Origin of the sequence: Kitasatospora sp. NPDC004669 (assembly GCF_040609455.1) — a bacterium.
In the GTDB taxonomy this organism is placed as follows: domain Bacteria; phylum Actinomycetota; class Actinomycetes; order Streptomycetales; family Streptomycetaceae; genus Kitasatospora.
Genome location: NZ_JBEXKB010000123.1, coordinates 1 through 14,786, shown reverse-complemented (window position 1 = coordinate 14,786; position 14,786 = coordinate 1). Strand labels below are relative to the sequence as shown.

Genomic DNA, 14,786 nt, shown 5'->3' with positions numbered 1-14,786 from the left:
GGACGCGCGCCGCGGCGCGGAGGTGGGCCCGCCCGCCCCGCTCGCCCGGCACCGGGGTCAGACCCTCGCCCGGCGCGCCACCGCGTGGTGTGGGAAGTCGGCGCGGCCGACTTCCCACTCCTCATCTGGCTCATCTGGCGTCGCACGGACGGAGGAGGAAGTCCGGATCAACCCGGGGGCGGTTACGGGTGGGCGGCGGGGCGCCCCGAGGGTTCGCCGTACTGATCACCACCCGAGGTTCGCCGCCGCTCCGACATTCTCCGGCTTCACGCCGGACGGCTACCGCCCTGACTCCACCATGTTCTTGAACTGCTCCAGGTCGCCCCGGACGGTGTTCTCGATCCGGTGGACCTGGGCCATGCCCCGCGGTCCGCCGAAGGTGTCGTGGATGGCCTCCGGCTCGTACTCCACCTGCACCTGCAGCTGGCTGTGGCCCCGGTCCAGCGACCGCACCGAGAGTGTGCCCTTCAGCTCCGGACTGCCCTGCGTCTCCCAGGCGAGGACCTGCTCGTTGCCTCGGTCGGTGAGAACGGCGTCGAACTCCCGCTGCACGTCGCCGGCCCGCACGTCCAGATGGGCGCGGTTGCTGCTGGGCGCATAAGCGCGTTGGATGCCGTCGATGAACGTCGGATAGGCCTCGACGTCGTGCAGCCGACCCCAGACCTCATGCGCGGGGGCGTCTATGGTGATCTGTTCCTCAAGCCTGCTCATCGCGAACCTCACCTCCTGACCCGGCACACCGGGCCCCTTGGGTTCTTCCAGACTGCGCCGTCGGCACCTGCCCGGCAACCAGGGCCGGGAAGCGGCTCCGCGCCCGTCCGTGTTCCGACCCGGAGGGCGGGCGAGGGGTCAGCCCGGGTTCCGGGCAGCAGCACACTGACGGCCGCGCTCCGGCCGGATTCCGCTACTGCCGGTGACCATGCGGTCGACGATGACGTTGTCGGGGGCACCGCCTTCGAAGCGCGCCAGAATGCACACATAGGACCGATCCACGTGCTGCGGGTTCGGCTGTTCGAGCCGGGTCGTGATCGTGAAGCCGGCCTGCTCCAGCAGCCCGGCGAGGCGGCCTGCCGGAATCAGGTGCGAGGCGTACGACACCGGGTGGCCGTACGCCTCCGCCGGGCACAGCCGGGCGTCACCGGCGTGGCCACCCAACAGCAGGTGACCACCGGGGGCGAGGACGCGAGCGAACTCGGCGAACAGCTGCGGCAGCCGCTCCGGCGGGGTGTGGTGGACGGAGTACCAGGCGAGGATGCCGCCGAGGGCGCCGTCGGCGACGTCGAGGGCGGCCATCGAGCCGCGCAGGAAGCGCAGTCGAGGGTAGGCCCGACGGGCGAGGGCGACCATCTCACCCGACACGTCGACGCCGAAAGCCGACAGACCGAGACTGTCCAGGTACGCCGTCACCCGCCCCGGCCCGCACCCGAGGTCGGCGACCTCGCCGCCGCCCGACTCCCGGACCAGCTCGGCGAAGGCGGCGAGCATCGCCCTCGAGACCGGATCCATGCCCTCCGGCGGGACGACGAGGCGGAGGTAGTCGGCGGCGACGGTGTCGTACGACTCCCGGACGGCGGCGAGGTGGGCGGGTTCGGTCACCGCGTCACCTGAGGCGTGTCCGACCATGAGGCGTGTCCGACCGTTCCCGCCGGGCGCGCATCGCCGGACACACCCTGACGCCCGGCGTCAACCGTCCTGGCCGCCTTGGCGGCGCGCTCGGCGAACACCTTCTCGCGGCGGTCCGCGGTCTGCTTCATCATCCGCTTCCGGTCGCGGGCGGAGAGCCGGTCGATGTACAGGTGGCCGTTCAGGTGGTCGGTCTCGTGCTGGAGGCAGCGGGCGAAGTAGCCGGTGCCCTCGATCGCGACCGGGGCGCCGTGCCGGTCGACGCCGCGCACCACCGCGTGGGCCGGGCGGGCGAGTCGGGTGTTGGCGCCGGGTACGGAGAGGCAGCCCTCGGTGTCCTCGATCAGGCGGCGGCCGGGCTCCTGCTCGTCGACCACCGGGTTGAGCACGTGGCCGACGTGCCTGACGCCCTCCTCGTCGGTGCAGTCGTAGACGAACAGGCGCAGGTCCACGTCCACCTGGTTGGCGGCGAGGCCGCAGCCGTCGGCGACGTACATGGTGGTGAACATGGACTCGATGAGCCGGGTCAGGCGCTCGCTGCCGAAGTCCTCCTCCGTCGCCGTGCGGCAGGTGCGCCGGAGGATCGCCTCCCCCACCTCGGTGATCCGCAGGACGGTCGGGCGTTCACGCAGCTCGGACACGGATGCTCCCTCGGTGGATTTGCTGTCGGCTTTGCAAAGTAGCAGACTTTGCAAAGTGACCGAGGACCTCGTCAGAACCGGCTCGCTCCCCGAGCACGCCGTCCGCACCGCGCTGCTGGGGCTGCTCGCCGAGCGCGGCACCGTCACCTCCACGGAGGCGGCCGCCCGGCTCGGGTACAGCTCGGGCCTGTGCTCGTTCCACCTGCGGCAGCTGGCCCGGTACGGGCTGATCGAGGAGGCGCCGGCCGTCGACGGACGGGCCCGGCCGTGGCGGCTGCCGCAGGCCCGACCGGCGCCCGACGACGCCGAGTTCGGCGAACTGGCCCGAGGCTTGGAGGACGAGAGCTACCAGCACTGGCTGGCCCGGCGCGCCGAGGCCCCGGCCGGCTGGCGGCAGGACGAGGCCTTCAGCGCCGTCGTCTACCTGACCCCCGAGGAACTGACCGCCGTCGGCGAAGCGGTCCGGCAGGTGCTCGCCCGCTACCGCGGCCGCGACGACGACCCGGCCACCCGGCCCGCCGGGGCCCGTCCGGTCGCCGCCGTGACGCGCTTGTTCCCGCTGCTCGACCAGTAGTCGGGCCGCCTCGTCAGGCCGCCCGCGAGCGCGTCCGGGACCTGGTCACCGCCCGCAGCACCGGCCCGACCACCAGCCCCAGCGCCGCCCCCAGCACGACTCCCTGCGCACCGTCCCAGACGTCCTGCACATCGCACGCCCGCCCGATCGCCGGCACCGCGTACTGCAGCACCGACACCCCGAACGGCAGCACGGCGGCGCCCAGCAGCGCCACCGCCGCCCGCCGCCGCGTCCCGGCCAGGGCGGCGGCGAAGCCCACCGGGGCGTAGGTCGCCAGCTTGAGCTCGATGTGCCGCACGTGCAGCAGTTCGTGCGGCGAGCGCGGGCGCCCGCCCCGAACCGTGCAGTGCCGCACGACGTCCTCCGACAGCTGGAACGCCTCCGGCAGCAGTGTCGCCACGACGACCCCGCCGAGTCCGAGCAGCAGCAGGAAGCCCACCACCCAGTGGGCCCGCAGCAGCCGCCCCACCGGCCGGTTCAGCAGAGCCGCCGGCACCAACGAGAGCAGCAGCCCGGGCCAGAAATTCGGCATCCCGCCGAGCACCGCACTGATCACGCCTCAACGGACGCCCCGAACACCCGCCCGGTTCTCGCCCGCCGGGGCCGGAATCACCGCACGATCAGGTACCGCTGCCCGCCCGCCCCGCTCACGCAGGAGCCGTTGCCGGACGGCCCGCCGGAGCAGTCCCCCGGGCCCGAGGTGTGGACGACCCAGATGTACGTGCCGGGCGTCTGCGGCGTGCAGCTCACGCTCTGCGCGCTCTGCCACGCCAGGTGGTCCCAGTCCCGCGCGCCCGGCGGCAGGACGCTCACCGCGGAGGTGGTGCCGGAGGCCGCCCGGGTCAGCAGGACCGGCTGCCCGGCCTTGGCCTTCACGGCGGGAACCGTAACGGCCACCACCGACGAGCAGCCCGTCCAGCTTGTGGGAGCGATGTTGCGGCGCTCCACGCCGCAGGTCTCAGGAGCGAATCCTCCCGGCCGCGAACGGCCGGGGTTCCTCGGCCGATCACGCCGAACCGCTCCGACGAAGCGCCTCAGTGCGGGATCGAGGCGATCAGCTCCTGCGCCCCCTGCCGCTTGAGCGCCAGGGCCACCGAGGTGCCGAGGTCCTCCGGGCTGAGCACACCCGCCCACTCGTGGGCGTCCAGCACCCGCTTGCCGTCCGGGGTGAAGACCCGGCCGCGCAGCGAGAGCCGGCCGTCCGCCTCGGCCTTGGCGTAGCCGGAGATCGGGCTGTTGCAGTGGCCCTGCAGCACGTGCAGGAACATCCGCTCGGCCGCCGCCTCGCGCCAGGTGTCGTGGTGGCTGAGGCCGGTGACGGCCTCGATGGTCGCGGCGTCGTCCTCGCGGCACTGCAGGACGAGGATGCCGGCACCGATCGGCGGGCACATCTCCTCGACGCCGAGGACCTCGGTGATCCGGGCCCGCTCGCCGATCCGCTCCAGGCCGGAGACGGCGAGCAGCAGCGCGTCCGCATCCCCCGCTTCCAGCTTGGCGAGCCGGCTGTTGGCGTTGCCGCGGATCGGCACGCACTCCAGGTGCGGGTGGGAGGCGGCGAGTTGGGCGACCCGGCGGACGGAGGAGGTGCCGAGCCGGGTGCCGGGCGGGAGTTCGGCCAGGGTCAGGCCGCCGGGGTGGACCAGGGCGTCGCGGATGTCGTCGCGGCGCAGGTAGGCGGCGAAGACGGTGCCGGCGGGCAGCGGGCGGTCGGCGGGTACGTCCTTGAGGCAGTGCACGGCGACGTCGGCCTCCCCGGCCAGCAGCGCGGCGTCGACCTCCTTGGTGAACGCGCCCTTGCCGCCCAGCTGGGCGAGGTCGCCGGTCCAGCGGTCGCCCGAGGTGGTGACCGGCACCACCTCGGTGCGCAGACCCGGGTGCAGGGCGGCGAGTTCGGTGCGGACCCGCTCGACCTGGGCGAGCGCCATGGGTGAGGAGCGGGAGACGATGCGGATCAGCTCAGCGGTGGCCATGGCGCGATGATAGGCGCTCCGGCGGTCACGGTTGACGGTACGTCACGTACTCGGCGTAACGGCGCGGCATCGCCGCCCGTTGGACGTCCCGCATCAGCGGTCCGACCGCCCCGAGCGCCGTACCGGCCGCCACCAGCAGGCTCGCGCCGCTGAAGCCGTACCCGTCGGCCGCGCCGACGGCGGTCAGGGCGAGGGTGGGCAGTACGGCGACCAGGCCGGTGCCGAGCATCTCCACGACGGCGAGCCGTCCGCGCAGATAGGCCAGGAAGTCGATCGTCGGCCGGCCGGACCGGACACCGGGGATGAACGCCCCGGCGCGCTTCAGCTCCTCGGCGTCGGTCACCGCGGACCGCCCGGCCCGCACGGCCGGCCGGGCGCCGACGGCGGCGAGCACGAACAGCAGGGCGAGGTGCGGCAGTCGCGGCAGCGGGAAGGGGGCGAGCAGCAGGGCGGCGGTCACCGCCGGGATGAACCCGCGGTGGCTGAGCACCAGCGGCAGGTAGCGCGTCTCCCTGCCGCCCGACCCCACCCCGATCATGCGCCGCGCGTACTGGACCGGGAGGCGCCGCTCGCCCTTGCGCCCGGCGATGACCAGCGCGGTGGTCGCCGCCAGGCCGAGCACCGCCGCCGCCGGCACCCGCGCGTAGGCGCCGGGGCCGGACTCCATCCTCCACGGCCCACAGCTGGCCGGGCAGGACGGCGAGGACCTGGGCGAACAGCAGCACCGAGCCCGTGCCGGCTCATCCACCGGGCGAGCCACAGCACCGCCGTCGCGCCGGCCGCGGTGCATCCGGTGATCACGGCGACGGCGGGCGCGCCGTGCAGCCGCAGCACGCCGTCCCCGGCGGCCGCGCCCGGCAGCAGCCGGTCGGTGCCGTCGGCGAGCCCGAGGGACAGGCCGCCGAGCAGGCCGAGGACGAGGGTGGTGCGGCCTTCGAGCAGCCGCATTCCGGCGCGGCTGCCGTCCAGTTGTTCGGGGCGCAGCGCCGCGAGCCGGGGGTGCAGCCGGGTGAGGCGCAGGACGAGCGGGCGGGCGAGGAACACCAGCAGGACGCCGAACGGGAGCAGCGCCAGCCGGTACAGCCCGCCGCCGGTCACCAGGTCGGCCAGGCCGCGCAGTTGGTCGCCCGGCAGGGTGCGGTCCGCGACCCGGCGGAGGACCTCCGGGTCGACACCGGGCAGCGGCAGGCTCTGCCCTAGCCGGAACAGCACGACGCCGCCGAGCGTGGCGAGCACCCGACGACCCGGACGTGAACGGCTGACAAAGACTCGACTCCCCCGATTCCCTTGACTGCAGCGGGAGTTGGGACGCGGAGGACGGCCGGGCGGTTCCCCGCCCGGCCGTTCCCTCCTGCGGGACGTCACTCGTTGTGCAGCACCTCCGCGATCGGCAGCCGGGCCGCCGAACGGGCCGGGACGAGCGCGCCGAGGACGGCGATCACGACGCCCGCGAGGGCGAGGGCGGTGAGCAGCGGGGCGCCCCAGATGTCGATCGTCGCCTCCGGGAAATCGATGATCCGGACGTTCTCGGCGATCAGCCGGTGCACCGCCATCCCGACCGGGATGCCGATGATCCCGCTGACCGCGCCCTGCCAGGCCACCGAGGTGACCGTCATCGCGATGACCTGCCGGGGCGTCATCCCGATCGACTTCAGCATCCCCAGGTCCCGGCGGCGCTCCCGGATGGTGAGCAGCAGGGTGTTGAAGACGCCGAGCGCGGCGACCACCGACAACAGGACGGAGAAGGTCGTGCTGAAGGTCTGGATCGCGACGACGGGCCCTGCCGTGCCCGGCGTGACGATCGAGGGCGAGAGGCTCGGGTCGGCGGCCGTGACCGCCTTCTGGTAGGCCTCGGCGTCGGTGCCGTCGGCGAGCCGCACGTCGTACTCGACCACGTGCGGGTCGGGGGTGAGCAGGGCCCGGGTGGCGGCATTGGAGGAGAGCGCGTTGGCGTTGCCCTGGACCTCCTCGCCGACGATGGTGACGGTGGTCTGCCGACCGTCCAGGACCAGGGTGAGCCGGTCACCGAGCTTGACCCCGTGCTGGTCGAGGAAGGCCGGCCCGGCCTCGACCTCGTTCGGTCCGGTCGCCGTACGCCCCTCGACCACGTCGAGCCGCCGGTGGTCGGCCATGTCGTCGCCGCCGTAGAAGTTGGCGAAGACGGGCTGGGGCTGGCCGACGATGCCGATCCGGACCAGCCCGCGGACGGAGACCCGCTCAGCGCCGGGAGTGCTGTGCAGCATCGCCTCGGTCTGCTCCGGGGTCAGCCGGGGCGCGATCTTGTTGTCCGAGAAGGCGCCGGTCTGCACGTCGACGTGGGTCTTGCCGTCGGGCGCGGACATGGTCTTGGCCAGGGTGCTGCTCAGGCCGGTGGTCACGGTCACGGTGACCACGCCGAGCACGATCGCCGCCATGGTCAGCGCGGTACGGGCCGGACGGGCGAACGGCTGGCCGAGGCCGAGGCTGACGGCGCGAGGCAGCCGGGTGCCGCTCAGCCAGCGCTGGACCTTCAGCCCGCGTCCGGTGCGCGGCGCGCTGCCGGCCGAGATGGCCTGGGCGGCGGAGAGCCGGCGGGCACGCGAAGCGGGGACGAGCGCGGCGAGGGCCACCAGCAGCGGAACGCTGATCAGGGTCGCGGCGGGCAGCCAGCCGGCCGGCTCGATCACGGCGGTGCCGGTCGAGATCCCGCTGAAGGCGGTCAGGAGGATCGGGTACGAGGCCACCCAGCCGGCCGCCGTGCCGAGGATCGTGCCGACGACGGCGGGCACCGAGACCATGGTCAGGTAGACCGTGACCACCTGGCGCGGGGTGAAGCCGATCGACTTCAGGACGCCGATGTGCCGGTAGCCGGAGACCACCGCGCCGCTCACCACGTTGCCGACGATCAGCGCGGCGACGACCAGGCCGAGCACCCCGAAGACCGTCATCAACGGCAGGTAGGCGTCGGCGCCCGCCGAGAAGGCCTGCTTGAGCACCAGGTACGACTGCGCGCTGACGACGGCGTCCTTGGGCAGGCCCTCGGTGGTGTTGCCGAGCGAGGCGGTGAGCTGCTGCTCGGTGCCCGCGTCGGTGAAGCGGTAGAGCATCTGCCGGGCGGTGGGGTGCAGGGCGGCCGCCTGCTCGGGGGTGACCCAGCCGCCGGAGGACTGGCTCATGTCGGTCGCGAAGCCGACGACCGTGAACTTCAGCCCCGTGCTGGTGATGAGCTGATAGCCGAGGTTCCACGCCCCGGCGCCCCCGCCCGGGTTGTTGATGACCACCTCGCCGGGCGCGGTGGCCCAGCGGCCGGCCAGCACTCGCACCCGGTCCACCGGGCCGGCCGGATCGGCCCGGCCGACCAGGGTCAGCGGTCCGGGCGGGTGGCCGACCCAGTCGGTGGGGATCTCCACCACGGCCTGGTCGAACGGTCCGGCGGCCGCCTCGACGCCCGGTCGGTGGGCGGTGGCGGCCAGTTGCTCCGCCGAGGCCTTGGCCGGGTCGAAGACGGCGGTGACGTGCGCGCCGTGCTCGGCCTCGAAGGCGGCGTCGAACGGCGCCCGGGCGGCGCTGATCACCGCGAGGGCGAGCAGCACCGTCGCGGTGGAGCAGAAGACCACCAGGCCGATCACGATGGTCTGCACCCGGCGGCGCTTCACGGCCGCCCTGGAGGCCCGCCAAACCGCACCACCGTTCACGACTGGGTCTCCAGCATCCGCTCGCGCGCCACCTTGCCGTCCGCGACCTCGACCAGCCGGCTGGCGCAGCGGGTGGCCAGGTTGGGGTCGTGGGTGACGATCAGCAGGGTCTGCCCGATCTGGTTGAGGTCGATCAAGAGGTCCATCACCTGCTCGCCCGAGCGGCTGTCCAGCGCACCGGTCGGCTCGTCCGCGAGCAGCAGCGCCGGACGGTTCATCAGGGCGCGGGCCACCGCGACCCGCTGGCGCTCGCCGCCGCTGAGCGAGGCCGGGTAGACGTCCTTGCGGTGGGCGACGCCGAGTTCGTCCAGCAGCTCCAACGCCCGGCGGCGCGCCTGCTTGGCGCTGGTGCCGGTCAGCTGGGCGGCCAGTGCGACGTTGTCGAGGGCCGGGAGGTCGTCGATCAGGTTGAAGAACTGGAAGATCATGCCGATGTGGCGGCGGCGGAAGAGGGCCAGGCCGCTCTCGTTCAGCTGCCCGAGGTCCTGCCCCTGCACCCGGACGGTGCCGGAGCTGGGTCGGTCCAGCCCGGCCACCATGTTCAGCAGGGTGGACTTGCCGCACCCCGAGGGGCCCATCACGGCGACCGCCTCGCCCGCCCTGATCCGCAGGTCGACGCCGTCGAGCGCCTTGGCGTCACCGAACTCCTTGTGCACCCCGGACAGCTCGACGACGACCTGCGCGTCGTCCGGCCGGATGGTCCCGTCGTGGTCGTTGCTCATGGTCAACGACGGTAGGCGCGCCCGAGGCGGCCGGGCGTCCCACCCCGGATGTAACCGCGGGTGGCCGTAGTACCGGGGATGTACGGCGGCGGCACCCCCGGCTGATGTGGATCAAGCGCTGACCTGGGAAGCTGACGTTGTGTGGGGAACAGGGACGGACTGGATCGCGGTGGCGGTGGCGGGCACGGCGTGCGCGGGCGCCGGGTGGCTGGGCGTCGCGCTGGTGCGGGCGCGGCGGCTGTACCGGGAGGCGATCGGCGAGCGCGGCTGGCTGCTGGAGCGGGAGCGGGAGAGCGCCGCCAGCGCCGCCGTGGACGCCGAACGGGCGCGGATCGCCGCCGAGTTGCACGACATCGTCAGCCACAACGTGAGCCTGATGGTGGTGCAGGCCGGGGCCGCGCGCGAGGTGCTGGCCACCATGCCGGAGGAGGCCGCGGCCGCGATGAACGCGGTCGAGGCTGCGGGCAGGGACGCGATGACCGAGCTGCGACATCTGCTGGGCCTGCTCGCCCCGGCCGCGGACGGCACCGAGGAGCCGGAGCAGGAGGGCTTCTCACCGCAGCCGAGCCTGACCAGGCTGAGCCCGCTGATCGACCGGTTCGCCTTCGCCGGGCTGCCGGTCGAGGTCCGGGTCTCCGGCGAGCCGAGGCCGCTGCCCGGTGGCATCGACGTGACGGCGTACCGGATCATCCAGGAGGCGCTGACCAACGCGCTCAAGCACGGGGACGGGGTGACGGCTGAGGTGACGGTGCGGTACGCGGACCACTACCTGCGGGTGGAGGTGCTGAACAGCGGGCCGAGCGTGCTCTCCGGCACGCCCGCCGCGCCCGTGCGCAAGGACCGGCCGGAGCCGGACGGCGCCGGGCGCGGGCTGGTCGGCCTGCGCGAGCGGGTCGCGGTGTACGGAGGGGACCTGGACGCCCGGCGCCGGATCGGCGGCGGCTACCGGGTGCGCGCCCGCATCCCGCTGGACCGGCCGTGACGGGGGCGACCGTGGAACCGACCGAGCAGCGCCGCCCCCGGGTGGTGATCGCCGACGACCAGGAGCTGGTCCGCACCGGCTTCCGGATGATCCTCACCGCACGCGGCATCGACGTGGTCGCCGAGGCCTCCGACGGCGCCGAGGCGGTGGCCGCCGCGGTGCTGCACCGGCCCGACGTGGCCCTGCTGGACATCCGGATGCCCGTCATGGACGGCCTGGAGGCCGCCCGCCGCATCCTGGCCCAGGCCCCCGGCTGCCGGGTGATCATGCTGACCACCTTCGACCTCGACCACTACGTCTACGCCGCGCTGTCCGCCGGGGCCAGCGGATTCCTGCTCAAGGACGTCACCTCGGCCCATCTCGCCGCCGCCGTACGACTGGTGGACACCGGCGACGCCCTGCTCGCCCCCTCGATCACCCGCCGGCTGGTCGAGCGCTTCGCGGCCGGCGCCCCGCACCCCGCCGCCCGCGGCGCGGACTCGCCCCGGCCGCACCGCGACCTCGCACCGCTCACCCCGCGCGAGGTGGAGGTGCTCGGCCTGCTCGGACGCGGTCTGTCCAACACCGAGTTGGCGACCGAACTGACCCTGAGCGAGTCCACGGTGAAGACGCATGTCGCCCGGATCTTCGCCAAGTTGAACCTGCGCGACCGGGCCCAGGCGGTGGTGCTCGCCTATGAGACCGGGCTGGTCTCGCCAGGCGACACCGGCTGACCGTCAACTCCCGGATCAGCCAAAATAATTCGCATGACAATCATCCCTTTCACTCGATAGTGGGAACAGTTCGGCGGATTCACATTTTTGCCAGTCCATGGGGGAACATCTGTAGGTCCGTGCCCGAACCGTGACGAACCGTTCGGCCGACATCACCCCGGCATGACGAAGACAATTGGACAGGCCCGTGACCACCACCGCCCCCGTGTGGGACTGCCCCTTCCACCACACCGACGGCCTGGAGTTCGACCCCCTCCTCAAGCGGTTGCTCACCGAGGCCCCGATCGCGAAGATCCGACTGCCGCACGGCGAGGGCGAGGCCTGGCTGGCCACCCGCTACGAGGACGTCAAGGTGGTCACCACCGACCGCCGGTTCAGCCGCGCCGCCGGCATCGGGCGCGACCTGCCGCGGATGACGCCCGCCCCGATCGCCCAGGCCGAGGCGATCAACCTGATGGACCCGCCCGCCCACAACCGGCTGCGCCGCCTGGTCGCCCAGGGCTTCACCAACCGCCAGGTCGAGCGGATGCGCCCGGCCACCCAGCGGATCGTCGACGGCTACTTCGACGAGATGGAGGAGCACGGCGCCCCGGCCGACCTGGCGCACTTCCTCTCCAACCGGCTCCCGCTCACCATCATCTGCGAGCTACTGGAGATCCCCGAGCCGGACCGCGCCCGACTGCGCACCTGGGCCGTCGCGATGATGAGGATGGGCCCCGGCAGTCGCGAGGGCCAGGAGGAGGCCAAGGCCGCCCTGCGCGCCTACTTCGCCGAGCTCACCGCAGCCCGCCGCGCCGACCCCGGCGAGGACCTGATCAGCGCGCTCGCCACCGCCCGGATCGGCGAGGACCTCCTGGACGAGCAGGAGTTGGCCGTCATGGCGATGGTCCTGCTGGTCACCGGTCATGACACCACCACCTACGACCTCAGCAACATCGCCCACACGCTGCTCACCCATCCCGAGCAGCTGGCCAAGCTCCGTACCCGGCCGGAGACGCTGCCGCAGGCACTGGAGGAGCTGCTGCGCTTCATCCCCTTCCGCCAGGGCGTGGGCATCGCCCGGGTCGCCGTCGAGGACGTCGAGTTGGGCGGGGTGCTGATCCGGGCCGGTGAGGCCGTGCACGTCTCCTACCTCACCGCCAACCGGGACCCTTCGGTGTACGAGCGTCCCGACGAGCTGGACCTCGACCGCGACGCCGGGCCCGTCAACATGGCCTTCGGCCACGGCCAGCACCGCTGCCTCGGCTCGCACCTGGCCCTGATGGAGCTCCAGGTCGCCATCGGCACCCTGCTGCGACGCTTCCCCAGGCTGCGGCTGGCCGTCGACCCGTCCGAACTCGACTGGAACTCCGGCTCGATCTGGCGCTTCCCGCGCACCCTGCCGGTCGCCTGGTAACACCTCCCCCACACACCGTTCCTGACTGGGGAGACCCACACCATGGCAACACTCTGCCGCCCCGCCATCGCCGTACCCGAACACGTCATCACCCTCGACGAGACCCTCGACCTGGCCCGCACCCTGCACGCCGACCACCCCCGACTCGGCCTGGCCCTAAGGCTGATCGAGAACACCGGGGTGCGCACCCGGCACCTGGTCCAGCCGATCGAGCGGACCCTCACCCACCCGGGCTTCACCGCCCGCAACCAGGTGTACGAGCGGGAGGCCAAGGCCCGCGTCCCCGAGGTGGTCGAACGCGCCCTCAGACACGCCGAATTGGCGGCCCGGGACATCGACCTGATCCTCTACGTGTCCTGCACCGGCTTCATGATGCCGTCGATGACCGCCTGGCTGATCAACTCCATGGGCTTCCGCTCCGACACCCGCCAGGTGCCGATCGCCCAGCTCGGCTGCGCGGCCGGCGGCGCCGCCGTCAACCGGGCGCACGACTTCTGCCGCGCCTACCCCGGCACCAATGTGCTGATCGTCGCCTGCGAGTTCTGCTCGCTCTGCTACCAGCCGACCGACCTCGACGTCGGCTCCCTGCTCTCCAACGGCCTGTTCGGGGACGCGATCGCCGCCGTGGTGATGCGCGGGCACGGCGGCACCGGGGTGGAGATCGAGCGCAACGGCTCGCACCTCGTCCCGGACACCGAGAACTGGATCTCGTACGGGGTCAGGGACACCGGCTTCCACTTCCAGCTGGACAAGCGGGTGCCCGGGACCATGGAGATGCTCGCGCCCGCGCTGCGCGGCCTGGCCGGGCAGCACGGCTGGGACGTCTCCGGGCTGGGCTTCTACATCGTCCACGCGGGCGGCCCGCGCATCCTGGACGACCTGTGCCACTTCCTCGACCTGGAGCCCGCGGCCTTCCGTTACAGCCGGGCCACGCTGACCGAGCGCGGAAACATCGCCAGCGCCGTCGTCTTCGACGCCCTGGCCCGGCTGTTCGCCGACGGAGGCGTGCCCGCGGGCACCCCGGGACTGATCGCCGGTTTCGGACCGGGCATCACGGCCGAGATCTCACTGGGCAGTTGGGTCGGCGCCCCGGCCGAACCGGTGCGCCGCCGGCCGTACGCCGTTTCCACCTCCGACCTCACCCTCGTCCACCAGAGCATCCCCCGCCGTTTCCCGGCCGGCACTACGATCACCGAATGACCGACACCACGGACCGCACCGACACCTCCGCCAGAGCCGCCGAACTCGCCGCCCTGTTCCCGGCGTTGCACGCGCCGCAGTACTGGGCCTGGGGCCGCTACGACGCGCAGTTCTCCACCGTGCTGCCGCCGGACGATCTGGTCACCAACATCCACCTGGTCGGCTTCGCGGACGGCGACGTGGTGCTGTGCCGGGACGACCGGGACCACTGGTTCCTGCCCGGCGGCACCCGGGAGCGGGACGAGTCCGTCGCCGCCTGTCTGGCGCGCGAGCTGCGCGAGGAGGCCGGGGCCCGGCTGCTCGGCGAGCCGGCCTGGCTGGGCGCGCACCGCTGCCACACCGACGACCCGGTGCCGTACCGGCCGTGGCAGCCGCACCCGGAGAAGGCCTGGCTGTGGGGCTGGGGCGAGGTCGCGCTGGACTCCACGCCGACCAACCCCGCGGACGGCGAGCAGGTCGTCGAGGTCCGGGCCGTCCCGGCCACCGAGGCGCAGCGGCTGCTGCTCGCCGGGCACGACGCGTGGTGGGGCGAGCTGATCGGGCTCGCGGTGGAGCTGCGCGAGCGGGCCGGTCGGGGCTGAGGCAGCCCCGTCGGCCCTCCGGCCGCTCCTCCGGTCGGGTATTCCCGAGGCCTCAAAAGATCACTGGAACGGCGGAACACCAGGCGCCGGTGTCCGTTTTGTGATGATATGACTCAGCCATGGACACCTACTCGTTGGCTGCATCGCTTGCCGCGGACTACCCGCTGCTCAACATCTTCTGGACGATGCTGGAGCTGTTCCTCTGGGTGCTCTGGTTCTTCCTGCTGTTCAAGATCATCACGGACATCTTCCGCAGCCACGACCTGAGCGGCTGGGGCAAGGCCGGCTGGCTGGTGCTGGTGATCCTCCTGCCCCTGATCGGCATCCTGGCGTACCTCATCGCCCGCGGCCAGAGCATGGGGCAGCGGGACATCGAACAGGCCCAGAAGGCCGAGGCGGCGTTCAAGGCCTACGTCCAGGAAGCGGCCTCGACCGCGCCGGACTCGGGCAAGGGCGCCGGCGGCCGCAGCCATGTCGACGACCTGGCCACACTGGCGGACCTGAAGGAGAAGGGCGCCATCTCCGAGGAGGAGTACCAGAAGGCCAAGGAGAAACTCCTGGTCTGATCAGTCTCCGATCGGACTGATCGGAGACTGATCGGTTTCCGATCGAGAAGACGGCCGGGGCCGGTGCCGCCGCGAGCCCGGCCCGCAGCCGCCGGACCGCCGGGGCGGTGGAGGCGGGCAGCAGGTCGTACGGGTCCTCCGGCC

The 14,786-nt window shown here is 72.8% G+C and carries 17 protein-coding genes; 8 read left to right on the top strand and 9 right to left on the bottom strand.

Annotated features, from left to right (window positions below; all coding sequences use genetic code 11):
* Nucleotides 1-279: 279 nt before the first annotated feature.
* From ABZW30_RS44385 to def, 3 genes are all read right to left on the bottom strand, one after another.
* Nucleotides 280-711, bottom strand: a complete 432-nt coding sequence (locus tag ABZW30_RS44385) for an SRPBCC family protein (protein ID WP_355677022.1) — start codon at nt 709-711, stop codon at nt 280-282.
* Nucleotides 712-849: 138 nt separating this feature from the next.
* On the bottom strand, nt 850-1,596 hold the full coding sequence (locus ABZW30_RS44380; RefSeq protein WP_355677021.1) for a class I SAM-dependent methyltransferase: 747 nt from the start codon (nt 1,594-1,596) through the stop codon (nt 850-852).
* A complete protein-coding gene (def, locus tag ABZW30_RS44375; protein ID WP_355677020.1) occupies nt 1,593-2,264 on the bottom strand; it encodes a peptide deformylase in 672 nt (223 codons plus the stop codon). Before def ends, ABZW30_RS44380 begins: the two co-directional genes overlap by 4 nt.
* Before the next feature lie 55 nt (nt 2,265-2,319).
* Here def and ABZW30_RS44370 point away from each other — a divergent pair, with 55 nt between their 5' ends.
* The gene (locus ABZW30_RS44370) at nt 2,320-2,838 is read left to right on the top strand and encodes a helix-turn-helix domain-containing protein (protein ID WP_355677019.1); all 519 of its coding nucleotides are present in this window, start codon (nt 2,320-2,322) and stop codon (nt 2,836-2,838) included.
* A gap of 13 nt (nt 2,839-2,851) precedes the next feature.
* Here ABZW30_RS44370 and ABZW30_RS44365 read toward each other — a convergent pair whose 3' ends face one another.
* From ABZW30_RS44365 to ABZW30_RS44350, 4 genes are all read right to left on the bottom strand, one after another.
* On the bottom strand, nt 2,852-3,394 hold the full coding sequence (locus tag ABZW30_RS44365; RefSeq protein ID WP_355677018.1) for a hypothetical protein: 543 nt from the start codon (nt 3,392-3,394) through the stop codon (nt 2,852-2,854).
* Between the two features lie 53 nt (nt 3,395-3,447).
* Complete coding sequence (locus ABZW30_RS44360; RefSeq protein ID WP_355677017.1) at nt 3,448-3,714, bottom strand: hypothetical protein; 267 nt, start codon at nt 3,712-3,714, stop codon at nt 3,448-3,450.
* Between the two features lie 158 nt (nt 3,715-3,872).
* Nucleotides 3,873-4,808, bottom strand: a complete 936-nt coding sequence (gene hemC, locus ABZW30_RS44355) for a hydroxymethylbilane synthase (RefSeq protein ID WP_355677016.1) — start codon at nt 4,806-4,808, stop codon at nt 3,873-3,875.
* Nucleotides 4,809-4,833: 25 nt separating this feature from the next.
* Nucleotides 4,834-5,475, bottom strand: a complete 642-nt coding sequence (locus ABZW30_RS44350) for a hypothetical protein (RefSeq protein WP_355677015.1) — start codon at nt 5,473-5,475, stop codon at nt 4,834-4,836.
* A 152-nt stretch (nt 5,476-5,627) separates the two neighbouring features.
* Between ABZW30_RS44350 and ABZW30_RS44345 the strand changes: the two genes are divergently transcribed.
* Nucleotides 5,628-6,008, top strand: coding sequence for a hypothetical protein (locus ABZW30_RS44345; protein WP_355677014.1), 381 nt, complete (start codon nt 5,628-5,630; stop codon nt 6,006-6,008).
* 161 nt (nt 6,009-6,169) lie between these two features.
* Here ABZW30_RS44345 and ABZW30_RS44340 read toward each other — a convergent pair whose 3' ends face one another.
* Both ABZW30_RS44340 and ABZW30_RS44335 read right to left on the bottom strand, forming a co-directional pair.
* Nucleotides 6,170-8,428 carry an FtsX-like permease family protein gene (locus ABZW30_RS44340; protein ID WP_355677013.1) on the bottom strand — a complete coding sequence of 753 codons (2,259 nt, stop codon included), beginning with the start codon at nt 8,426-8,428 and terminating at the stop codon, nt 6,170-6,172.
* 50 nt (nt 8,429-8,478) lie between these two features.
* A complete protein-coding gene (locus tag ABZW30_RS44335; protein WP_355677012.1) occupies nt 8,479-9,204 on the bottom strand; it encodes an ABC transporter ATP-binding protein in 726 nt (241 codons plus the stop codon).
* Between the two features lie 139 nt (nt 9,205-9,343).
* On the opposite strand from ABZW30_RS44335, the gene ABZW30_RS44330 reads away from it, so the two are divergent.
* From ABZW30_RS44330 to ABZW30_RS44305, 6 genes are all read left to right on the top strand, one after another.
* Nucleotides 9,344-10,186 carry a histidine kinase gene (locus ABZW30_RS44330; protein WP_355677011.1) on the top strand — a complete coding sequence of 281 codons (843 nt, stop codon included), beginning with the start codon at nt 9,344-9,346 and terminating at the stop codon, nt 10,184-10,186.
* Between the two features lie 11 nt (nt 10,187-10,197).
* Nucleotides 10,198-10,899: a response regulator transcription factor gene (locus ABZW30_RS44325; RefSeq protein WP_355677010.1), complete on the top strand. Its 702-nt coding sequence runs from the start codon at nt 10,198-10,200 to the stop codon at nt 10,897-10,899.
* Between the two features lie 187 nt (nt 10,900-11,086).
* Entirely contained in the window at nt 11,087-12,295 is a 1,209-nt protein-coding gene (locus ABZW30_RS44320) for a cytochrome P450 (RefSeq protein ID WP_355677009.1), read from the top strand.
* A 42-nt stretch (nt 12,296-12,337) separates the two neighbouring features.
* On the top strand, nt 12,338-13,495 hold the full coding sequence (locus ABZW30_RS44315) for a type III polyketide synthase (RefSeq protein ID WP_355677008.1): 1,158 nt from the start codon (nt 12,338-12,340) through the stop codon (nt 13,493-13,495).
* On the top strand, nt 13,492-14,076 hold the full coding sequence (locus tag ABZW30_RS44310; RefSeq protein WP_355677007.1) for an NUDIX hydrolase: 585 nt from the start codon (nt 13,492-13,494) through the stop codon (nt 14,074-14,076). The genes ABZW30_RS44315 and ABZW30_RS44310 overlap by 4 nt, the downstream gene beginning before the upstream one ends.
* A 119-nt stretch (nt 14,077-14,195) precedes the next feature.
* Nucleotides 14,196-14,642 (top strand): SHOCT domain-containing protein, encoded by a 447-nt coding sequence (locus tag ABZW30_RS44305; RefSeq protein WP_355677006.1) that lies wholly within the window; start codon nt 14,196-14,198, stop codon nt 14,640-14,642.
* The last annotated feature ends 144 nt before the right edge of the window (nt 14,643-14,786 follow it).